This is a genomic window from Paractinoplanes durhamensis (assembly GCF_016862175.1).
In the GTDB taxonomy this organism is placed as follows: domain Bacteria; phylum Actinomycetota; class Actinomycetes; order Mycobacteriales; family Micromonosporaceae; genus Actinoplanes; species Actinoplanes durhamensis.
This window is the reverse complement of record NZ_BOML01000036.1, coordinates 193977-214400: the sequence shown is the minus strand read 5'-3', so window position 1 is coordinate 214400 and position 20424 is coordinate 193977. Positions and strand designations below refer to the sequence as shown.

The 20424-nt window shown below is 71.8% G+C and carries 20 protein-coding genes; 11 read left to right on the top strand and 9 right to left on the bottom strand.

The window, feature by feature from the left end; genetic code table 11:
* The first annotated feature begins 57 nt into the window (after window positions 1-57).
* From Adu01nite_RS23035 to Adu01nite_RS23020, 4 genes are all read left to right on the top strand, one after another.
* The gene (locus Adu01nite_RS23035) at window positions 58-1662 is read left to right on the top strand and encodes an ABC-F family ATP-binding cassette domain-containing protein (protein ID WP_203729064.1); all 1605 of its coding nucleotides are present in this window, start codon (window positions 58-60) and stop codon (window positions 1660-1662) included.
* Between the two features lie 415 nt (window positions 1663-2077).
* A complete protein-coding gene (locus tag Adu01nite_RS23030; protein ID WP_020510159.1) occupies window positions 2078-2305 on the top strand; it encodes a helix-turn-helix domain-containing protein in 228 nt (75 codons plus the stop codon).
* Window positions 2302-3102, top strand: coding sequence for an enoyl-CoA hydratase/isomerase family protein (locus tag Adu01nite_RS23025; protein ID WP_203729061.1), 801 nt, complete (start codon window positions 2302-2304; stop codon window positions 3100-3102). The genes Adu01nite_RS23030 and Adu01nite_RS23025 overlap by 4 nt, the downstream gene beginning before the upstream one ends.
* A 128-nt stretch (window positions 3103-3230) precedes the next feature.
* A complete protein-coding gene (locus tag Adu01nite_RS23020; RefSeq protein ID WP_203729059.1) occupies window positions 3231-5168 on the top strand; it encodes an ABC transporter ATP-binding protein in 1938 nt (645 codons plus the stop codon).
* On the opposite strand, the gene mug is transcribed toward Adu01nite_RS23020, so the two are convergent.
* Genes mug through Adu01nite_RS23005 form a run of 3 tightly spaced genes read right to left on the bottom strand, consistent with a single transcriptional unit; the run spans window position 5142 to window position 7221 of the window.
* A complete protein-coding gene (mug, locus tag Adu01nite_RS23015) occupies window positions 5142-5705 on the bottom strand; it encodes a G/U mismatch-specific DNA glycosylase (protein WP_203729057.1) in 564 nt (187 codons plus the stop codon). The genes Adu01nite_RS23020 and mug overlap by 27 nt on opposite strands.
* Window positions 5695-6456 carry an SDR family oxidoreductase gene (locus Adu01nite_RS23010; protein WP_203729055.1) on the bottom strand — a complete coding sequence of 254 codons (762 nt, stop codon included), beginning with the start codon at window positions 6454-6456 and terminating at the stop codon, window positions 5695-5697. Before Adu01nite_RS23010 ends, mug begins: the two co-directional genes overlap by 11 nt.
* Before the next feature lie 18 nt (window positions 6457-6474).
* Complete coding sequence (locus Adu01nite_RS23005; protein ID WP_203729053.1) at window positions 6475-7221, bottom strand: helix-turn-helix domain-containing protein; 747 nt, start codon at window positions 7219-7221, stop codon at window positions 6475-6477.
* A 120-nt stretch (window positions 7222-7341) separates the two neighbouring features.
* Here Adu01nite_RS23005 and Adu01nite_RS23000 point away from each other — a divergent pair, with 120 nt between their 5' ends.
* The gene (locus tag Adu01nite_RS23000) at window positions 7342-7704 is read left to right on the top strand and encodes a nuclear transport factor 2 family protein (RefSeq protein WP_203729051.1); all 363 of its coding nucleotides are present in this window, start codon (window positions 7342-7344) and stop codon (window positions 7702-7704) included.
* On the opposite strand, the gene Adu01nite_RS22995 is transcribed toward Adu01nite_RS23000, so the two are convergent.
* Genes Adu01nite_RS22995 through Adu01nite_RS22980 form a run of 4 tightly spaced genes read right to left on the bottom strand, consistent with a single transcriptional unit; the run spans window position 7701 to window position 10476 of the window.
* The gene (locus tag Adu01nite_RS22995) at window positions 7701-8144 is read right to left on the bottom strand and encodes an SCO6045 C-terminal-like domain-containing protein (RefSeq protein ID WP_203729049.1); all 444 of its coding nucleotides are present in this window, start codon (window positions 8142-8144) and stop codon (window positions 7701-7703) included. The two genes, Adu01nite_RS23000 and Adu01nite_RS22995, sit on opposite strands and share 4 nt — an antisense overlap.
* A complete protein-coding gene (locus tag Adu01nite_RS22990; RefSeq protein WP_203729048.1) occupies window positions 8141-8962 on the bottom strand; it encodes an MbnB/TglH/ChrH family RiPP precursor modification enzyme in 822 nt (273 codons plus the stop codon). The genes Adu01nite_RS22995 and Adu01nite_RS22990 overlap by 4 nt, the downstream gene beginning before the upstream one ends.
* Entirely contained in the window at window positions 8955-9860 is a 906-nt protein-coding gene (locus tag Adu01nite_RS22985) for a TIGR04222 domain-containing membrane protein (RefSeq protein ID WP_203729046.1), read from the bottom strand. The genes Adu01nite_RS22990 and Adu01nite_RS22985 overlap by 8 nt, the downstream gene beginning before the upstream one ends.
* A gap of 34 nt (window positions 9861-9894) precedes the next feature.
* Window positions 9895-10476, bottom strand: coding sequence for a TetR/AcrR family transcriptional regulator (locus Adu01nite_RS22980; RefSeq protein ID WP_203729044.1), 582 nt, complete (start codon window positions 10474-10476; stop codon window positions 9895-9897).
* 165 nt (window positions 10477-10641) lie between these two features.
* On the opposite strand from Adu01nite_RS22980, the gene Adu01nite_RS22975 reads away from it, so the two are divergent.
* Both Adu01nite_RS22975 and Adu01nite_RS22970 read left to right on the top strand, forming a co-directional pair.
* Window positions 10642-11292 carry an HAD family hydrolase gene (locus Adu01nite_RS22975; protein WP_203729043.1) on the top strand — a complete coding sequence of 217 codons (651 nt, stop codon included), beginning with the start codon at window positions 10642-10644 and terminating at the stop codon, window positions 11290-11292.
* 148 nt (window positions 11293-11440) lie between these two features.
* Window positions 11441-12346 carry a serine protein kinase RIO gene (locus Adu01nite_RS22970; protein WP_203729042.1) on the top strand — a complete coding sequence of 302 codons (906 nt, stop codon included), beginning with the start codon at window positions 11441-11443 and terminating at the stop codon, window positions 12344-12346.
* Between the two features lie 48 nt (window positions 12347-12394).
* On the opposite strand, the gene Adu01nite_RS22965 is transcribed toward Adu01nite_RS22970, so the two are convergent.
* On the bottom strand, window positions 12395-12640 hold the full coding sequence (locus Adu01nite_RS22965) for a DUF2630 family protein (protein WP_203729041.1): 246 nt from the start codon (window positions 12638-12640) through the stop codon (window positions 12395-12397).
* Between the two features lie 61 nt (window positions 12641-12701).
* Here Adu01nite_RS22965 and Adu01nite_RS22960 point away from each other — a divergent pair, with 61 nt between their 5' ends.
* From Adu01nite_RS22960 to Adu01nite_RS22945, 4 genes are all read left to right on the top strand, one after another.
* Window positions 12702-13382, top strand: coding sequence for a response regulator transcription factor (locus Adu01nite_RS22960; RefSeq protein ID WP_203729039.1), 681 nt, complete (start codon window positions 12702-12704; stop codon window positions 13380-13382).
* The gene (locus Adu01nite_RS22955; RefSeq protein WP_203729037.1) at window positions 13379-14713 is read left to right on the top strand and encodes a sensor histidine kinase; all 1335 of its coding nucleotides are present in this window, start codon (window positions 13379-13381) and stop codon (window positions 14711-14713) included. Before Adu01nite_RS22960 ends, Adu01nite_RS22955 begins: the two co-directional genes overlap by 4 nt.
* Before the next feature lie 74 nt (window positions 14714-14787).
* The gene (locus Adu01nite_RS22950; RefSeq protein ID WP_203729035.1) at window positions 14788-15519 is read left to right on the top strand and encodes an LmeA family phospholipid-binding protein; all 732 of its coding nucleotides are present in this window, start codon (window positions 14788-14790) and stop codon (window positions 15517-15519) included.
* Entirely contained in the window at window positions 15516-17621 is a 2106-nt protein-coding gene (locus tag Adu01nite_RS22945; RefSeq protein ID WP_203729033.1) for an MMPL family transporter, read from the top strand. Before Adu01nite_RS22950 ends, Adu01nite_RS22945 begins: the two co-directional genes overlap by 4 nt.
* Here the strand turns inward: Adu01nite_RS22945 and acnA are convergent, their stop codons facing one another.
* The gene (gene acnA, locus Adu01nite_RS22940) at window positions 17622-20393 is read right to left on the bottom strand and encodes an aconitate hydratase AcnA (RefSeq protein WP_203729031.1); all 2772 of its coding nucleotides are present in this window, start codon (window positions 20391-20393) and stop codon (window positions 17622-17624) included. It abuts the gene before it with no gap.
* Window positions 20394-20424: the final 31 nt, after the last annotated feature.

Here is a 20424-nt window from a genome sequence, read left to right as displayed (position 1 = left end):
CGGCGCTGATTTGTGTCCGGAGCCAGCCCTTCTATCTCCCCTGAGAGCGAGCAACTGATGATCACCGCCACCGGACTCGAACTGCGTGCCGGCAGCCGGATCCTGCTGTCCCCGGTCACCCTGCGGGTGCAGCCGGGCGACCGGATCGGCCTGGTCGGCCGCAACGGCGCCGGCAAGACCACCACCCTCAAGGTGCTGGCCGGCGAGGGCGTCCCGCACGCCGGGACGGTCGAGCGGACCAGCGAGATCGGCTACCTCCCGCAGGACCCGCGCACCGGCGACCTCAACGTGACCGGCCGCGACCGGGTGCTCTCGGCCCGGGGGCTCGACGCCATCCTCGCCGAGATGCAGAAGCTCGAGATCGAGCTGGAGGAGAGCGCCGACGACAAGCTGATCCAGCGGTACGGGCAGCTCGAGGACCGGTTCTCCGCCCTCGGTGGCTACGGCGCCGAGGCCGAGGCCGCCCGGATCTGTGCCAACCTCGGCCTGCCCGACCGGGCCCTGGCCCAGACCATCGGCACCCTCTCCGGCGGTCAGCGCCGCCGGATCGAGCTGGCCCGCATCCTGTTCGCCAACTCCGGGCAGAACGGCAAGGGCATCCTGCTGCTCGACGAGCCGACCAACCACCTCGACCAGGACTCCATCGCCTGGCTGCGCGGCTACATGGCGCAGCACAAGGGCGGCCTCATCGTGATCAGCCACGACGTCGAGCTGCTCGACGCCGCGGTGAACAAGGTGTGGTACCTGGATGCCAACCGCTCGGTCGTCGACATGTACAACATGGGGTGGAAGACCTACCTCGAGGCCCGGGAGACCGACGAGCGCCGCCGCCGCCGCGAGCGGGCGAACGCCGAGAAGAAGGCCGGTGCGCTGATGGCGCAGGCCGACAAGATGCGGGCCAAGGCCACCAAGACGGTCGCCGCGCAGAACATGGCCCGCCGCGCCGAGAAACTGCTCGGTGGGCTCGAAGAGGTCCGGACCTCGGACAAGGTGGCGAAGGTCCGCTTCCCCTCGCCGGCCCCCTGTGGCAAGACCCCGCTCACCGCGAGCGAGCTCTCGAAGTCGTACGGCTCGCTGGAGATCTTCACCGACGTCAGCGTGGCGGTCGACCGCGGCTCCCGGGTCGCGATCCTCGGCCTGAACGGCGCCGGCAAGACCACCCTGCTGCGCATGCTCGGCGGCCTGCTCAAGCCGGACACCGGCGAGGTGCGCGCCGGGCACGGCCTGCGGCTGGGCTACTACGCGCAGGAGCACGAAACTCTCGACGTGGACCGGACGATCCTGGAGCACATGCGCAGCGCCGGGTCCGAGCAGACCGACACCGAGCTGCGGAAGATCCTGGGCGCCTTCCTGTTCTCCGGCGACGACGTCGACAAGCCGGCCGGCGTGTTGTCCGGCGGTGAGAAGACCCGGCTGGCCCTGGCCACGCTGGTCTGCTCGGGCGCCAACGTGCTGCTGCTCGACGAGCCCACCAACAACCTCGACCCGATCAGCCGGGAGCAGGTGCTGGACGCCATCGCCAACTACCCGGGCGCGATCGTGCTGGTCACGCACGACGCCGGGGCGGTCCAGGCGCTGAAGCCGGACCGCGCGATCCTGCTGCCGGACGGCGACGAGGACGCGTGGAGCGACGACCTGCTGGAGCTCGTCGAGCTGGCCTGACGGATCGTCAGTTGTCAACTGGTGCCCACACAGACAGTGCGACGTTCGGGCGTTTGCGGTCAGGCCGGGCATGATCTCGGGCGGCCCGAAGTTGGCACGTCAGAGCCGATGCCGGTGCGTGTTCGCCTCATCGACGGTGCGTCATGTCTGCCGCGCGGTCGCCCTCGATCGAGTGTTTCCGCAGGTGATCGATGGTCTTGGGGCCGGCCGGCCGGCTACTTACCGACTGGTCGGAATCGCACTCTGCCAAACGTCAGTTAACTGTCTGACATTGATGCCGATGGTCAGGGTCAAGTTCCTGACAGTGCTAAATGGGCACGTTGGCTAAGCCAGGATGCCTAGCGCATGATCGTTGGAGGCGGTCTAATAGGTGGGACCGTATCGAACCGCACTGTCTGGGACGTGAGGATTCAAGATGGCAGCCACGGGTACAGCTACCAGCACTGAGAAGGGCCGCCGAATCGTCGGCAGCGAGCGCCAGTCACTAGCGAAGGATCTGGTCAAGCGTTACACCGGCGGCGAGAGCATTCGTGCACTCGCGGCGTCGACCGGCCGTTCCTACGGATTCGTGCACCGGGTGCTCACCGAGTCGGGCGTACAGCTCCGCCAGCGTGGCGGCGCACGCCGTCGCAAGAAGGCGTGACGACCGACAACGCCGAGCCCGGCACCGCCGTTCCCGCCGACGAGGTGGGTGTTCGCTATGACCTGGACGGGCCGGTCGCAACGGTGACGTTGTGCCGGCCCGAGGTTCTCAATGCGCAGACGCCGGCGATGTGGGCAGAGCTTGCGAACATTTCCCGGAAATTACCGGGCGACGTGCGAGTCGTTATTGTCCGCGGAGAGGGACGCGCGTTTTCCGCGGGCCTGGATCTGTCGGCAGCGCGCGGAGCCGGCGATTCTTCACTGGGCCGACTCGCGCACTTGTCACCGCAGGAGTGCGCGGATCGCATTGCCGGGTTCCAGTCCGGCTTCACCTGGTTGCGTAACCCGTCGATCGTGACGATCGCTGCCGTACACGGACATGCGATCGGTGCCGGATTCCAGCTCGCGCTGAACTGCGACATGCGAATCCTGGCCGACGACGCGAAGTTCTCGATGGCCGAGGTGACCTTGGGCCTCGTGCCCGATCTCGGTGGCACCAAACGGCTCGCCGAGCTCGTCGGTCCGTCCCGGGCCCTGGAGATCTGCCTGACCGGCCGGCGTATCCCCGCCGACGAGGCCGACCGGATCGGCCTGGCCACCGCGGTGGTCCCCACCGCCGACCTGGCCGGTGCCGTCGCCGACCTGGCCGCGGCGATCGTCTCGGCCGACGCGGGCGCGGTCGCCGAGATCAAGGCTCTGCTCGCGGGCGCACCCCTGCGCTCGTACCCGGAGCAGGACCGGGCCGAGCGGGAGGCGCAGACCCGGCGATTGCGCGACCTGCTGGGTGCCGGCGAGTGAAAGCCGCCGGGTAAAAGCTGGACGCGTAAGGGCCATATCGGAATACATTCCTTACCTCCCGGGTTCTTTGTCGTACCCGCGGTGCAGACTGTTGCCTGCCCGTCGACGACAACCCCGGGAGGTGACGGATGAGCATGTCCAGCTGGAACATGCTGCGTTCGATCCAGAACGAGGAGCGGGTCGCCCAGCACCGGCTGACCCGCGGCACCACCCGCCGCATCCTGCGCTTCGCCCGGCCCTACCGCCGTGACATCGCGGTCTTCCTGGTCACCGTGGTGCTCGACGCCGTCATCGGGGTCGCCACCCCGCTGCTCGCCGGGCACGTCGTCAACGCGATCACCGCCGGCGGCGACGGCGCTTCAAGCCTGATCTTCCGGCTCGCGCTCACCATCGCCGGCCTGGCCGTCGCCGACGCGTTCCTGTCGCTGGCCCAACGGTGGTATTCAGCCCGCATCGGCGAGGGCATCATCCTCGACCTGCGCACCCGGGTCTACGACCACGTCCAGCGGATGCCGCTGCAGTTCTTCACCCGCACCCAGACCGGCGCGCTGGTCAGCCGGCTCAACAACGACGTGACCGGCGCCCAGCGGGCCTTCACCTCGACCCTGTCCGGCGTGGTCAGCAACGTCATCCAGCTGGTGCTCACCGCGGCCGTCATGTTCAGCCTGTCGTGGCAGATCACCGTGCTGTCGCTGGCGCTGCTGCCGGTCTTCATCATCCCGGCCCGCCGGGTCGGCAAGAAGCTCGCCGAGATCACCCGCGAGTCGTACAACCTCGACGCCAAGATGAACGCGACGATGACCGAGCGGTTCAACGTCTCCGGCGCGCTGCTGGTCAAGCTGTTCGGCCGGCCCGACGCCGAGGCCGCCCGGTTCGGCGAGCGGGCCACCCGGGTCCGCGACATCGGCGTGCAGCAGGCGATGTTCTCGCGCACGTTCTTCGTGGCGATGCTGCTGGTCGCCTCGCTCGCCCAGGCGCTCACCTACGGGCTCGGCGGCTGGCTCGCGGTCACCGGCAGTGTCACCGCCGGCACCGTCGTCACGCTGGCCCTGCTGCTCACCCGGCTCTACGGGCCGCTCACCGCGCTCAGCAACGTGCGGGTCGACGTGATGAGCGCGCTGGTCTCGTTCGACCGGGTCTTCGAGGTGCTCGACCTCGGGCCCGGCATCGAGGAGAAGCCGGACGCCGTCGACGTGCCGGCCGGGTCGGGCCGCATCGAGTTCCGCGACGTGCACTTCCGCTACCCCAGCGCGGCCGAGGTGTCCCTGGCGACCCTGGAGGACGTGGTGACCCTCGACCGCACCGAGAGCGCCCCGGTGCTCAAGGGCGTCGACTTCACCGTCGAGCCCGGCCAGATGGTGGCGCTGGTCGGCCCGTCCGGGGCCGGCAAGTCCACCACGTCGATGCTGGTGCCGCGGGTCTACGACGTGACCGAGGGCGCGGTGCTGGTCGGCGGCGTCGACGTCCGGGACGCCACCCTCGCCTCGCTGCGCGACACGATCGGCGTGGTCACCCAGGATTCGCACCTGTTCCACGAGTCGATCGCGGAAAATCTGCGCTACGCCCGGCCCGGCGCGACCGAGGAGGACATGTGGGCGGCGCTGCGCGGTGCCCAGGTCGCCGACCTGGTGGCCGGCCTGCCCGACGGCCTCGACACCCTGGTGGGGGATCGCGGCTACCGCTTCTCCGGCGGCGAGAAACAGCGCATCGCGATCGCCCGGCTGCTGCTCAAGCACCCGTCGATCGTGATCCTCGACGAGGCGACCGCGCACCTCGACAGCGAGTCCGAGGCGGCCGTGCAGCGGGCCCTGGCGACGGCGCTGCAGGGCCGCACCGCGCTGGTCATCGCGCACCGGCTCTCCACCGTCCGCGACGCCGACCTGATCCTGGTGCTCGACGAGGGCCGGGTGGTCGAGCGCGGCCGGCACGACGAGCTGGTCGCGGCGGGCGGGCTCTATTCGGAGCTTTATCGCACCCAGTTCGCGGTCGGGTCGGCACCACCGGCCGGGGACGGGGAGATCGAGGTGGTGACCGTCCCGTCAGCCCGCCCCGGCCTGGAGCCGTAGGGCGGCGAACTCCCGGGCCAGGTCGTCGAGCTGGAAGTGGGCGTTGAGGCCGCTCGGGTTGGGCAGCACCCACACCGGCACCCCGCCGACCGTGTCCTCCTGCGGGCCGATCGCGGCCCGCCGCCGGCCGAACGCCGTGCGGTAGGCGGTCACGCCGAGGACGGCCAGGTAGCGGGGCTGCCATCGGGTGGCGAGCGCGGCCAGGATCGCGCCGCCCGCGACCAGCTCGGCCGGGGTCAGCTCGTCGGCCCGGGCCGACGCCCGGGCCACCACGTTGGTGATACCCAGGCCCAGCGCGGGCAGCTCGGCCTGCTCGGCCGGGTGCAGCTGCCGCGGGGTGAAGCCGGAGCGGTGCAGGGCCGGCCAGAAGCGGTTGCCGGGCCGGGCGAAGTGGTGGCCGGTGGCCGCGGAATACAGGCCCGGGTTGATCCCGGCGAACAGCACCCGCAGGCCGGGGCCGACCACGTCCGGGATGGTGCGCTCGGTCGCGGCCGCCACCTCGGCCGGGGTAGGGCGGCGGTAGTCGTCAGAGGGCACGCAGCGCGCCGCCGTCGACCGGGATCGCGATGCCGGTCAGGTAACCGGCGACCGGCGACAGCACGAACGCCGCCACCCGGCCGAACTCGCCCGGCTCGCCGAGCCGGCCCAGCGGGACGGTGGCCGTCGCCTTCGCCTCGGCCGCTTCGGCGTCCCCGCCGGCCGCGAACAGCTCCCGGTTGCGGTCGGTCAGGATGCGGCCCGGCAGCAGGCTGAGCACCCGGATGCCGCGTGGGCCGAACTCGTCGGCCATGTCCTTGGCCACCATGGCCAGGCCCGGCCGCAGCCCGTTCGACAGGCCGAGGCCGTGGAGCGGGGACTTCGCCGAGGTGGACAGCACCAGGCCGATCGCGCCGCCGTCCGGCATCGCGGCCGCGAACGTGCGGGCCGCCCGCACCGTCCCGAGGAACACCGTCTCGAACGCGGACCGCCACTGGTCGTCGGAGAGCGCGGCGGCGGTGCCCTGGGGCGGCCCGCCGACCGACACGAGCGCGCCGTCGAGCCGGCCCCAGCGGGCCCGGGCCAGCTCGACCAGCGCCTGCGGGGTGCCGGGCTCGGTCAGGTCGGCGACCACGCCCTCGGCGACGTCGCCGCCGCCGAGCCGTTCCACCGCCGCGCCGATGCCCTCCACCGAGCGGGACGAGATGACCACCTTGGCGCCGTCGGCGACCAGCGCCTCCGCGGTGGCGAAGCCGAGCCCGCGCGAGGCACCGGTGAGGATGAAGACGCGCCCATCGAGACCGAGATCCATGCGGTCGATCCTGCCATCTCAGCGGGCGTGCAGCCGGGTGGCGGTGAACTCATCGGCCGGCAGGAACGACTCGATCGCCAGCTCGGCCAGGGTCACGTCCAGCGGCGTACCCAGAACTGCGGTAACGCTGAAGAAGGACAGGTCGTCGATGCGCAACGGAACGACCAGCCCGCTCGGGGCGGTGGCGCTCGCGCCGCCCGGATAGCCGGCCAGCTCGGCGTGCAGCTCGCGCAGCACCGGATCGGCCAGGTGGGTGGCCTGCTGATCGAGCCGGTGCAGCACGTGCGTGCGCCATTCGGCCAGGTTGCGGATGCGCGGGGCCATCCCGTCCGGATGCAGCGACAGGCGCAGCACGTTCACCGGCGGCTCCAGCAGCCAGGCCGCGCAGCCCTCGGTCAGCGGGGCGACCGCGTCGTTCGCGTCGACCATCGTCCAGTGCCGGTCGACCAGCAGCGCGGGGTAGGGCGCATGCCCGGCGAGCACGTCGCGCAGCGCGCCGAGCACCGCCGCCAGCGGCGGACCATGCAGCGCCGACTCGGGATGGGCCGGCGCGAAACCGCCGGCCAGGAGCAACTCGTTCTGCTGCCGCAGCGGTACGCCGAGCCGGCCGGCCAGCCGCAGGATCATCTCGCGGGTCGGCCGCGACCGGCCGGTCTCCACGAACGACAGATGCCGCGCCGACACGCCGGCCTCGGCGGACAGCTCGAGCTGGCTCATCCGCCGGGTCGTCCGCCACTCCCGCAGGAGCCGGCCCACCTCCGCCACGACCCGAGCCTAGGGGGCGGCGGGAAGCGTGCCCACTACCTCCGAGGTAATCGACGGGCCTACCGCCGGCGGGCGACGGTGGTCCGGTCAGCACCGAGGACCGATGAGAGGAACAAGATCATGAGCGACTTCGGCACCGTGGTGGACCGCTATCTGGCCGCCTGGAACGAGACCGACCCGGCCGCCCGGCGGGCCGCGATCGACACGCTGTTCGCCAAGGACGTCCGCTACGTCGACCCGCTGGCCTCGGTCGAGGGGCGGGACGCGCTCGACGGCCTGATCGGGGCGGTCCAGCAGCAGTTCCCCGGGCTGGTCTTCAGTCCGGGCGGGCCGGTCGACGCCCATCACGACCAGGCGCGCTTCACCTGGAACCTGGGCACGCCCGGCGCGGAGCCGCTGGTGATCGGCTTCGACGTGGCCGAGCTGGACACCGACGGGCGGATCCGGCGGGTCCTCGGCTTCCTGGACCGGGTGCCGGGCTAGCCGGCGCGCCGGATCACCCGTACCCGGCCTCGGAATTGAACAACGACGGCGCCGGCGGCGGAACGCCATGCCGGAGTCCGCCGGGGGTGGGGCGCGGAGGCGCCGTCGTAGCGCATCGCCGCCTCGCGCCCGGCGAATTCCTCGGCGGCCGCGCCCTTCAGCGAGCCGCGCGCATGGAGCTCCCGGGCCAGGTCCCAGCCGTCGCGCAGGGAACCCTGGGTCGGGCGCGCCGCCGCCCAGTCGGCGAACTCGCGCTTCCAGCGCGCGCCGAACGACGCGGCGAGCATCGGCCACTGCCGGGAGACCTCGCCGGCTCGCTTGCGCAACAGCGCGGTCCGGGCCGCCTCGAACCGAAAACCGTCAATTCCGTGCGGTACGGGTTTGCCCGAGGTCAGCGCTTCGACGAGGGCGGCCTGCCGGGCCGCCAGTGATTCGGTCACGTGATCGGGTGGTAGCCGGAGGCAGCGGCGATCGCGTCCAACTCTGAACGCAGCTCGCCGGCCGGTGGGTAGTCGCCGTCGCGTTCCAGCATCAGGGCCGGTGGGCGGTGGCGCCGGCAGAGCTCGGTGATCAGGTCGAGGACCGGCTGCGGCGTCGCGTGGGTGTGCGTGTCGTGGTAGAGCCCGTCGTGCTCGTCGCCGCCGGCCACGTGCACGTAGGCGATCCGGTCGAGCGGCAGCTTGTCGAGCAGCTCCAGCGGGTCGGTGCCGCGGTTGCGGGCGTTCGCGTAGACGTTGGCGATGTCGAGCAGCAGGTGCGCGCCGGTGCGGTCGAGGATCTCGGTGATGAAGTCCGCCTCGGACAGCTCGTCGTCGGGCCAGTCGAAGAGGGCGGCGATCGGCTCCAGCGCGATCGGCACCGCCAGCTCGGCCTGGGTGCGCCTGACGTTGGCGACCATCGCGTCGACGGCGTCCCGGCTGCGCGGCAGCGGCAGCAGATGACCGGCCTCGACCCCGCCCGCCCGGACGAACGCGATGTGCTCGCTGACCAGCGGCGCACCGACCCGTTCGGCGACCGTGGCCAGGTGCCGCACCCGATCCGGGTCGACCGCCTCGGCGCCGCCGAGGCCCAGCCGCACCCCGTGCGGGATGACCGTGACGCCGCGTTCGAGCAGCTCGGACAGGCCGGCCGGCAGGTCGCCGTGGGCGTGCACCGACTCGGCGACCACCTCGGCGAAGCGCAGGCCGGGCAGTTCGGCGACGAAACCGGAGATCTCCGGGCGCCAGCCGATGCCGACGCCGTACTCGACGTCAGCCACCGCAACCGCCCCCGCCGCCGCAGGAGCTGCCGCCGCCGCAGGACGAACTGCTGCTGCACGAGCTGCTGCTGCTGCACGAGTAGCTGGTGGAGTCGCCGCCGCTGCTGCCGCCGGCCGCGGCGGCCCGCTGGATCTCCGCCTCGGCCGCGAACGCCGGGTCCATCGAGTACAGCGAGGCGGCGCCGTAGAGGGCCACGCCCATGGCCGCACCGGCGGCGCCGTAGGTGGCGTAGGCCGGCGAGTGCTGCGGCGACAGGTGACTGTGCCGGCTGCGCAGCTCGGTCATGCCCTTCTGGGCGGCGATGGTGGCGGTCCGCGAGGTCTTCGAGATCACCACGAGCAGGATCACCGTGCCGAACATCGCGAACGCGAGGAAGCCGATCGGCTTGTTGTTGTCCATCCCGGCGATGGCCCGCAGGACGCCGATGACCAGCAGCGCGCCGGCCCCGAACGACCAGAGCTTCAGCGCCCGCAGCGCGGACCGGCTGACCGCCAGGCCGCGCCGCTCCAGGCCCTCGCGGAGCTGGTCGAGCGACGAGCGCACCCACTGGTCGGCGCCGAGGTCGCGGGAGCGGGCCTGCCGGCCGGCCGCGTTGTGGATGGCGGCGTCGAGCGGGGTGACCCCGGCCGTCAGCGGGCCGGTCTGGACCAGGGTGTGCTGCGGGCCGGTGCCGATCAGGCCGGCCGCGCGCAGGCCGCCGAGCGCGGCGTAGATGGCCAGGCGGTCGCCGCCGTTGAGGAAGGCGACCTGCTGCGGGCCGAGGTTGCCGATCAGCGGGTCGGGCGTGCCCTTGAAGCTCCTCCGGCGGTGGATCGCATAACCCACCGCGAGGATGACCAGGGCCACGACGTAGAGGCGGATGAAGACCGGGCCGGGAATCCCCCAGGTGTCCTGCATGGCCTCATTGTGCAGGCGCATGCAATGCCATGGATCAGCCGCGCCGTACCGCCTCTTCGACCACATCGAGGACCCGGCTCAGCTCGCCGGGCGGGCGGCCGGTGGCCAGGTGGAGGACAAGGCCGTCGTAGGCGAGCTCGAGGAACTGGGTGAGCACCTCGACCGGCACGTCGTCGCGCAGCACCCCGGCGTCGCGCTGGCGCTGCAGGCGGTCGCGGGTGGCGTCGGCGATGGCGGCCGCCCGCTCGGCCCAGCGCTTGGCGAACTGGGGGTCGGTGCGCAGCCGGCGGGACACCTCGAGCTGGGTGCCGAGCCAGCCGGCGGTGTCGCCGTCGCTGTTGCCGGCGGCCCGGCCGAGCAGGTCGCGCATCACCTGGACGAGGCCGTTGCGGGCCACCGTCTCGACCATCGCGGCGGCGTCATCCTCCGCCACGGCCAGGAAGAGCGACTCCTTGTCGCGAAAATGGTGGAAAATCGCGCCACGGGACAGCCCGGTGGCATCCTCCAGGCGGCGGACCGTGGCGCCCTCGTAGCCGAACCGCGCGAAGCAGTCGCGGGCCGCCGCGAGGATCTCGTGGCGTCTCGCCTCCAGCTGGTCCTGACTCACTCGGGGCACGTCATGGATCGTGTCACGCAGGCGCTTTCTTATGCAATCCGTACGTACGTCTTGGAGGAGACGCCGGACACCCCGACCGGATGATGCGAAATCCACCATCCCGGGCGGAAGTTGTTAACAGTCCTGGACTGTTCGCTTCCGTCCTCGCTCACGTAAAGTGCGCGGGTGCCTCTCGTCCTGATGGCTCTCGACGACACCCTGCTTGACCGCAGCGGTGCGTTCAGGCTGTGGGCGAAGGGCTTCCTGGATGAGATCGGGGCACCACAGGACGATCTCGACTGGTTACTCTCCGTTGATGCCGACGGTTTGACCCAGCGGTGGGACGTGGCCGACGCGATCCGCGACCGCTACCGGCTCACGATTCCCTCGATCGATCTCCTCGAGGAGCTGCACGAGGGGCCGCTCGCGTTCGAGCGACTCGACCCGATGGTGGGCTGCGCGCTGCAGATCGCGGCCGACGCCGGCCTGGTCCCGGTGGTGGTCACCAACGGGCAGACCGACCGGCAGGACAGCCGGATCCGGCGCACCGGGCTCGACCGCTACGTCGCCGATTGGGTGATTTCCGAGCAGGCCGGGGTGAGCAAGCCCAACCCGCGCATCTTCGCGCTCGCCGCCCAGCGGGTGCGGATGCGGCTGAACGGGGCCTGGGTGGTCGGCGACAGCCCGGAGGCGGACATCGGCGGCGCCGCCGCGATGGGCCTGCCCAGCGTGTGGCTGCACCGTGGGCGGGACTGGATGGACAACCGGTTCGCCCCGACCCGCGTCGTGGGCAACGTGATCCAGGGCTTGTCGGCGATCATGGCGGCGCCCAATTAAATCGGTTGCGCCGCGGTTTTCGACCCGGCAAAGTTGGCGCCGCACCTGAGTTGGACCGGAAAAGAAGGGGGTGAGACCTCGTGGCTGTCTTTGTGATGACTGCTGCCCAGCGTCTTAAGCCTTCTTTCTTTTTCGAGGAGATCCTCCAGTGCGAGAGCACGAAGACACGATGCGCCGTGGCCGGCGCAAGTTCGACGACGACGATTCCACCTTTCTGAAGCGGGGCCGGCTCGAGCCGAAGCTCGCCGAGGACCCCGATCTACCCGAGACCGGTGACAACTGGTCCACCTGGGACGGCGCCCTGCACGGTCCCGAACCCCGGCCCGAGTGGGTCCGCACCGAGCACGGTGCGGTCGACGACGAGCTGGGCATGCTGAAGACCGGCAAAGAGGCCGACGTCTTCCTGGTCCGGCGGCACGTGCCGGGCACCGGCAAGGTCAGCATGCTGGCCGCCAAGCGCTACCGCGACGGCGACCATCGCATGTTCCACCGCGACGCCGGCTACCTCGAGGGCCGCCGGGTGCGCCGATCCCGCGAGATGCGGGCGATGGCCAACCGGTCGTCCTTCGGCAAGGAGATGATCGCCGGGCAGTGGGCGATCGCCGAGTTCGGCGCGCTCTCCCACCTCTGGGAGATCGGGCAGGCGAGCGGGCTGGTCCGGGTGCCGTACCCGGTGCAGCTCATCGGCACCGAGGTGATGCTGGAGTTCATCGGCGACTGGGCGACCGGCGAGGCGGCACCCCGGCTCGCCCAGGTGCGGGCCGCGCCCGATCAGCTGGCCGACCTCTGGCAGCAGATGACCGACGCGCTGAGCGTGCTGGCCCGCGCGCAGGTGGCGCACGGCGACCTGTCGCCCTACAACACCCTCGTGCACGACGGCCGGCTGGTGCTCATCGACCTGCCGCAGATCGTCGACGTGGTCGCCAACCCGCAGGGTGCCGACTTCATCGCCCGCGACGTGCGCAACGTGGCGGGCTGGTTCACCCAGCGCGGTCTGCGGGTGGACGCCGACGAGCTGCTCGAGCGCCTGCTCTACGAGGCGGGGCTCAAATGAGACGCCCCGGACCGCGGCCGCCGAGAACCCGGCGGCCGCGACCGCGGGTCACTGGAAGTAGCCCTCGACCTCGGTGACGCTGTGGGCCTGCTCGGCGTCCGGGTTGTTGCCCACCTCGCGGGCCGCCCGGCGCCGGCGCAGCAGGTCCCAGCACTGGTCCAGCGCCTCTTCGAGCTCCTTGAGGCGGGTGTGCTCCTCGTCCGAGGTGATCTCGCCGCGGCCCAGCTGCCCACGCAGCTTGTGTTCCTCATCCACCAGGCCGTGGATTTTGCCCAGCACCGTGTTGTCATCCATTCCCGAAGCCTATTCACCCGCGGCACGGACTCTCATCCGACTCTCATCCAGCCGTGCTGTGATGAACGCGATGACCCACATCCTCGTCGTCGACGACCAGCCCAACATCGTCGACATGCTCGCCACCGTGCTGCGCTTCCACGGCTTCGCGGTCGACACGGCCGGCACGGCGGCCGAGGCCCTCGCCCGCGCCGCCGAGTGCCGGCCCGACCTGGTGCTGCTCGACGTCATGCTGCCCGACGGGGACGGCCGGGACGTGTGCCGGCAGCTCGACGGGCCGGCGGTGGTGTTCCTGACGGCCCGGGACGCCCGGGAGGACGTCATCGCCGGGCTCACCTACGGCGGGGACGACTGGATCACCAAGCCGTTCGACGTCGACGTGCTGCTGGCCCGGGTGCGGGCGGTGCTGCGCCGGGCCGGGGCGGCCCCGGTCGCCGATCGGATGCTGCGCTACGCCGATCTGGAGCTCGACCCGGACACCCTCGACGTACGACGGGCCGGCGCGCCCCTGCAGCTGTCGCCCACCGAGCTCAAGCTGCTGCGCTACTTCCTGCAGAACCCCGGCCGGGTGCTGTCCCGGCCACAGATCCTGCGGGCCGTCTGGGAGTACGACGTGGAAGCAGGCTCCAACGTGGTCGACACCTACGTCGGCTACCTGCGCCGCAAGCTGGACCGGCTCGGCCCGCCGCTGCTGGTCACGCACCGGGGCTTCGGCTACGCCCTGCGGGAAGCGAAGCCTTGACGCTGCGCCGCTCGCTGGTGCTGGTGGTGGCCGCCCTGACCGCGGCCGCCCTGCTCATCGTCACCGCCACCGCCGTGCTCGGCCTGCGGCAGTACCTGCTGAACCGCACCGACGAGCAGCTGGCCGCGGCCGCCGAGCTGGCCCGCTCGCGCACCGCGATGCTGGTCGGCAACCCGGAGCTGCGCGGCGAGGCGATCCGCCAGGTCGTCTCGGTCACCGACTACGTGATCGAGCTCCGGAGCGCGGCGGCCGGTACGGTCCGGGTCGTCTCCGGCGCTCCGCTGCCCGCGAAACCCCTGCTGGAGCAGGCCCGGGACACCGGAGTCCCGCAGAACGTGGCCGGTTACCGGGCCGTCGTCACCCACGACGGCGACTACACCCTCCTGGTCGCCCTCTCCCTGCAGCCGCTGCGGGACACCGTCCGCCGGCTGCTGCTGGTCGCCGGGGCCACCTCACTGGTGGTGCTGGTCCTGCTCACCCTCATCGCCCGGCTGCTGGTGCGCCACCGGCTGCGCCCGCTCGACGAGATCGCGGCCGCCGCCACCGATCTCGCCGACGGCCGGCTCGACCGGCGGGTGCCGGCCCCGGGCCGCCCGCGCACCGAGGTGGGCCGGCTCACCGCCGCGATCAACGGGATGCTCTCCCGGATCCAGGGCGCGCTCGCCGCCCGGGAGCGCTCCGAGAACCGGATGCGGTCGTTCGTCGCCGACGCCTCCCACGAACTGCGCACCCCGATCACCTCGATCCAGGGATATCTGCAGCTCATCCGGACCGGTGTGGTGGACACCCGGGAACGGCCGGACGTGCTGCGCCGGCTCGAGGAGGAGGCGACCCGGATGGGGTCGCTGGTCAACTCGTTGCTCTACCTGGCCCGGCTGGATGCCTCGCCACCGGCCCGCCGCGAGCCGGTCGATCTGAGCCGGCTGGCGACCGACGCGGTGGCGGACGCCGCCGCGGTCGAGCCGGACCGCCCGCTGACCGCGGAAACCCCGGCCGAGTGCCTGGTCACCGGCGACGAGGACGCGTTGCGCCAGGTGCTGGCCAACCTCCTGGCCAACGTCCGGGCCCACACACCGCCCGGGTCGCCGGCCCGGGTCCGCGTCACGCCGGCTCCGGCCGGGGTACGGGTGGAGGTCGCCGACGAGGGGCCCGGGATGGACCCGGCGGCGGCCGCGCACGCGTTCGAGCGGTTCTGGCGGGCCGACCCGGGCCGGTCGGCCGGCGGTGGTGCCGGCCTCGGTCTGGCGATCGTGGCCGACGTGGTGCACGCGCACGGCGGCGCGGTCGGCATCGACGGTTCGACCGTGTGGTTCACGCTGCCGGGTTCTTGACGAACTCTCATCTTTCTCGCATCGGGTAGGCATCCGCGGCCGGTTCCATCGACCGGGTGCCCAGACGACGACAAGTGATCATCGGTGCGGCGGTGGCGGCCGTGGTCCTGCTGCCGATCGCCGCCGACCGGATCGCGGCCACCACCATCGAACATCGCCTCGCCGCGCGACTGCAGTGCGCGGCCGGCCTGGCCACCGCCCCCGACGTGCGGCTCGCCGGTTTTCCGGCGCTGACCCAGCTGGCCGGCGGCTCGTTCGGCGAGATCCGGGTGACCGCCGACGACCTGCACCTGCCCAAGGTGGCCGTCGGACACCTCGCGGTCGACGCCCGGCGGGTGCGCCTGGCCGGCGACGGTGCCACCGCCGGTTCGATGACGGCCGACGCGACGGTGCCGTACAGCGCGCTGGCCGGCCTCGGCGCTCTCGGCGCGAAGGAGAGCGGCGACCTGCGGATCGTCGGCGCCGATGGCGCCCGGCGGCTGGTCGTGCAGGCGGACGTCACGGTGCGCGGGCTGAGCTTCGCGGCCACCGTCTACGCCGACCTCGCGCTCACCGGCAACCGGCTCGCGATCACGCCCGCCGAGGTCGAACTCTCCTCCCTCGGGCTGCGCGTCCCGGCCTCCCGGCTGCCCGCGGCGGCGGCCGAGCAGCGCACGGTCGACCTGCCGGCCCTCCCCGCCGGACTCACTTACCGGTCGGTCACCGCGACCCCGGACGGCCTGCGGGTCGTCGTCGCCGGCACCGATCTGCACCTCGACCGGACCACCGGACACCACGGCAAGACCTGCGGAGGTACGACCACGTGAGCACGATCGAAGAGGGCCCGCTGCACTCGGTGATGGGCCGGATCGGTGGGTTCAGCGCCCGGCGGCCCTGGCTGGTGGTGGCGGCCTGGCTGCTCGTCGCGGTCACCGTGGCCGGGCTGGTGCTCACCTTCGGGCGGGTCACCGACGAGGACGCCGCGCTGCCCGGGTCCGCCGCGCAACACGGGCGGGACCTGCTCGAAGCGCACTTCACCGGATCGCAGAACGCCACCGGGCAGGTGCTGTTCCGGTCGGCCGGCCCGCCGCTGGACACCGCGGCCGTCGCCGCCGCCGCGCAGCGGATCACCGAGGTCGAGCACGTCGCCGCGGTGGCGAAGCCGGTGCTCAGCGCCGACGGCCGCACCGGGTACGTGGACGTGCAGTTCGATCTCGGGCCGCGGGCCGTCACGCCCGCGCTGACCGGCGACGTGATGGACGCGGCGGCCACCGGCGGGATCGAGACGCTGCCGGCCGGGGCGCTCGCCCGGCCGGAGAGCGACACCGGGCGCAGCGAGGCCATCGGCCTCGTGGTGGCGCTGGTCGTGCTGGTGGTGGCGTTCGGCGGGCTGATCGCGGCGAGCCTGCCGCTGGTGACCGCGATCATCACGCTCGTCTGCGGGGTCGGCGCCATCGGTCTCGCCGGGCACCTCACCGGGATCCCCTCGGTGGCGACCACGCTCGGCACGATGATCGGGCTCGGCGTCGGCATCGACTACGCGCTGTTCCTGATCACCCGCTACCGGGCGTTACTCGCCGCCGGGACCGCACGGCCGGCGGCGATCGCCGGGACGGTGGCTTCCTCCGGCAGCGCGATCGTCTTCGCCGGTGGCACCGTGATCGTGGCGCTGGGCGGGCTGGCGGTGGCGGGTGTGCCGATCCTGGCCACGCTCGGCTGGACGTCCGGCCTCGTGGTCCTGGTCGCGGTCGCCGCCGCCACCACCCTCCTGCCGGCCCTGCTCACGCTGCTCGGGCCGCGGATCGCCGCGCCGCGGGTGCGGGACCGGCCGTCGCTCTGGGGGAGGCTGGCCGACCGGGTCACCCGGCGGCCCTGGCGCTACGCCCTGACCAGCACCGTCCTGCTGCTCGCGCTGGCCGCGCCGGCCACCGCGATGACGCTCGGGCAGACCGACGCGGGCGACGACCCGGCCGGCTCGGACACCCGGGCCGGGTACGACGCGATGGCCGCGGCGTTCGGGCCGGGCATGAACGGGCCGATCACCGTGGTGGCCGAGCTCACCGGCCCGGCGGCCACCACGGCCGATTCGCGGCTCACCGCGCTGACCGCTGCGGTGGCCGGCACCGCCGGAGTCGCCTCGGTGCAGCCGGTCCGGCTGGCCGGGGACGGGCTGGTCGCCTCGGTACGCGTGCTGCCGGCCACCGCGCCCAGCGACCCGGCCACCCTGGCGACCGTCGATCGGCTCGACGACCTGCACGTGGCCGGGCTCACCGTCGCCGTCACCGGGCAGACCGCCATTCGCGGGGAACTCGCGGACCGGGTCGGCGCACGGATGCCGTACGTCATCGGGCTGGTGGTTCTGCTCAGCGCCCTGCTGGTGTTCGCCGCCTTCCGTGCCCCGGTCGTCGCGGCGAAAGCCGCCCTGATGAATCTGCTGTCGGTGGGGGCCGCCTACGGGGTGCTGACCGCGGTGTTCCAGTGGGGGTGGGGGGTCACCTGGACCGGGCTCGACGGGCCGGTGCCGATCGAGGCGTACGTGCCGATGATGCTGTTCGCGCTGCTCTTCGGGCTGTCCATGGACTACGAGGTGTTCCTGTTGACCGCGGTGCGCGAGTCGTGGGTGCGCACCGGGGACAACGCGCGCTCGGTGCGCGACGGGCTGGCCGGCACCGGCGTCGTGATCACCTCGGCCGCGCTGATCATGGTGTGTGTCTTCGCCGGCTTCGTGCTGAGCTCGGCGCCGGTGGTGAAGATGATCGGGCTGGGGCTGGCGGTGGCCATCGCGGTGGATGCCACCGTCATTCGCGGGCTGCTCGTGCCGGCCACGATGGCCCTGCTCGGCCGACTGAATTGGTGGACCCCGGCCCGCCGCCCGGGACGCGGAACGCCCCGCCCCCGAACCTCCGGGAGCGGGGCGTCCACGCGGTGATCAGCTGTTGATCATCTTGCGCAGGACGTACTGCAGGATGCCGCCGTTGCGGTAGTAGTCCGCCTCGCCGGGGGTGTCGATGCGCACGTCGGCGTCGAACTCGACGCCGGTGTCGGTGCGGACCTTGACCGTGCCCGGGATCTCGCCGTCGTTCAGCGCGGTCACGCCGGTGATGGTGAAGGTCTCGGTGCCGGACAGGCCCAGCGACTCGGCGCTGGTCTTGGGCGGGAACTGCAACGGCAGCACGCCCATGCCGATGAGGTTGGAGCGGTGGATGCGCTCGTAGCTCTCGGCGATGACCGCGCGCACGCCCAGGAGCATGGTGCCCTTGGCCGCCCAGTCGCGCGACGAGCCCGAGCCGTACTCCTTGCCGGCCAGGATGACCAGCGGGATGCCCGCCTCCTGGTAGGCCACCGACGCGTCGTAGATCGTCGACTGGTCGCCGGTCAGGTGGTTGACCGTGAACCCGCCCTCGACGCCCGGCACCAGCTGGTTGCGCAGCCGGATGTTGGCGAACGTGCCGCGGATCATGACCTCGTGGTTGCCGCGGCGGGAGCCGTAGCTGTTGAACTCGTGCCGCGGGACGCCGTGGTCGGCGAGGTATTTACCGGCGGGGGAGTCGGCCTTGATCGAGCTGGCCGGCGAGATGTGGTCGGTGGTCACCGAGTCACCCAGCTTGGCCAGCACCCGGGCGCCGCTGATGTCCACGACCGGCGACGGCGACGCCTGCATGCCCTCGAAGTACGGAGGCTTACGGACGTAGGTCGAGTCGTCGGCCCAGTCGAAGGTCTTGCCCTCCGGGGTGGGCAGCGACTGCCACTGCTCGTCGCCGGCGAAGACGTCCTGGTAGGCGGTGGCGAAGCCGGTCGCACCGATCGCCGCGGCGATGGTGTCGTCGATCTCCTTGGCGCTGGGCCAGATGTCGGCGAGGAAGACCGGCTGGCCGTCCGAGCCGATGCCGAGCGGCTCGGTGGTGATGTCCAGGTCCATCGTGCCGGCCAGCGCGTACGCGACCACCAGCGGCGGCGAGGCCAGGTAGTTCATCTTGATGTCGGGGTTGATCCGGCCCTCGAAGTTGCGGTTGCCGGAGAGCACGCTGACCGCGGTGAGGTCGGCCTCGTTGACCGCGGCCGAGATCTCCTCGGGCAGCGGGCCGGAGTTGCCGATGCAGGTGGTGCAGCCGTAGCCGACCAGGTTGAAGCCGAGCTTGTCGAGGTAGGGCGTCAGGCCGGCCCGCTCGTAGTAGTCCATGACCACCTTGGAGCCCGGGGCCAGGGTCGTCTTGACCCACGGCTTGCGGTTCAGGCCCCGGTCGACGGCGTTCCGCGCGAGCAGCGCCGCACCGATCATGACCTGCGGGTTGGACGTGTTGGTGCAGGACGTGATGGCGGCGATGCCGACGAAGCCGTGGTCCAGCTCGAACTCGGTGCCGTCCTCGCCGACCACCCGGGTCGGCTTGGACACCCGGCCGGTGGCGCCGGTGGCCGCCGAGAAGACGTGCGGCTTGTCGGCCGCCGAGTCGGCGTGGTTGGCCGGAGCGTCGCTGGCCGGGAAGGACTCCTCGCTGGCCTCGTCGGCCGGGCCGGACGCCTGGACGTAGTTGCCGAGCGCGTCGCGGAACATGCTCTTGGCCCGGTCGAGCGGGACCCGGTCCTGCGGGCGCTTCGGGCCGGCCAGCGACGGGACGATCGTCGACAGGTCGAGCTCGAGCTTCTCCGAGAAGTCCGGCTCGGCGTTCGGGTCGAGCCAGAGGCCCTGCCGCTTCGCGTACGCCTCGACCAGCGCGACCTGGGCGTCACTCCGCCCAGTGAGACGAAGGTACTTGATCGTCTCGTCGTCGATCGGGAAGATCGCGGCGGTCGAGCCGTACTCCGGCGACATGTTGCCGATGGTGGCCCGGTTCGCCAGCGGCACGGCGGTGACGCCGGGGCCGTAGAACTCGACGAACTTGCTGACCACGCCGTGCTCGCGGAGCATCTCGGTGATGGTGAGCACCAGGTCGGTGGCGGTGGTGCCGGCCGGCATCTCGCCGGACAGCTTGAAGCCGACCACCCGCGGGATCAGCATGCTGACCGGCTGGCCCAGCATGGCGGCCTCGGCCTCGATGCCGCCGACGCCCCAGCCCAGCACGCCCAGGCCGTTGACCATGGTGGTGTGCGAGTCGGTGCCGACGACCGTGTCGGGGTAGGCCTGGCCGTTCCGCTCCATGATCGTGCGGGCCAAATACTCGATGTTGACCTGGTGCACGATGCCGGTGCCGGGCGGGACGACCTTGAACTCGTTGAACGCGGTCTGGCCCCAGCGCAGGAACTGGTAGCGCTCGCGGTTCCGCTGGTACTCCAGCTCGACGTTGCGGGCGAAGGCGTCCGCGCGACCGAACAGGTCGGCGATGACGGAGTGGTCGATGACCAACTCGGCCGGCGCGAGCGGGTTGACCTTGGTGGGGTCACCGCCCAGTTCCTTCACGGCCTCGCGCATGGTGGCCAGGTCGACCACGCAGGGAACACCGGTGAAGTCCTGCATCAGGACCCGCGCCGGGGTGAACTGGATCTCGACGCTGGGGTCGGCGGTCTGGTCCCAGCCGCCGAGGGCGCGGATGTGGTCGGCCGTGATGTTGGCGCCGTCCTCGGTCCGCAGCAGGTTCTCCAGCAGGATCTTCAAGGAGTAGGGCAGGCGGTCATGCCCCTCGACCTTGTCGATCGTGAAAATCTCGTAGCTCGCGTCTCCGACGCGTAGCTCGCTCTTCGCACCAAAGGTGTCGAGGCTGGCCACGTCATCTCCTTCACACCCAGCGACTGTCGGT

What these genes read in the sequence shown, in the direction of transcription:
- Adu01nite_RS23035 (WP_203729064.1), top strand. Translation starts at nt 58, where the DNA reads ATGATCACCGCCACCGGACTCGAACTGCGTGCCGGCAGCCGGATCCTG.
- Adu01nite_RS23030 (WP_020510159.1), top strand. Translation starts at nt 2,078, where the DNA reads ATGGCAGCCACGGGTACAGCTACCAGCACTGAGAAGGGCCGCCGAATC.
- Adu01nite_RS23020 (WP_203729059.1), top strand. Translation starts at nt 3,231, where the DNA reads ATGAGCATGTCCAGCTGGAACATGCTGCGTTCGATCCAGAACGAGGAG.
- Adu01nite_RS23010 (WP_203729055.1), bottom strand. Translation starts at nt 6,456, where the DNA reads ATGGATCTCGGTCTCGATGGGCGCGTCTTCATCCTCACCGGTGCCTCG.
- Adu01nite_RS23000 (WP_203729051.1), top strand. Translation starts at nt 7,342, where the DNA reads ATGAGCGACTTCGGCACCGTGGTGGACCGCTATCTGGCCGCCTGGAAC.
- Adu01nite_RS22985 (WP_203729046.1), bottom strand. Translation starts at nt 9,860, where the DNA reads ATGCAGGACACCTGGGGGATTCCCGGCCCGGTCTTCATCCGCCTCTAC.
- Adu01nite_RS22965 (WP_203729041.1), bottom strand. Translation starts at nt 12,640, where the DNA reads ATGGATGACAACACGGTGCTGGGCAAAATCCACGGCCTGGTGGATGAG.
- Adu01nite_RS22960 (WP_203729039.1), top strand. Translation starts at nt 12,702, where the DNA reads ATGAACGCGATGACCCACATCCTCGTCGTCGACGACCAGCCCAACATC.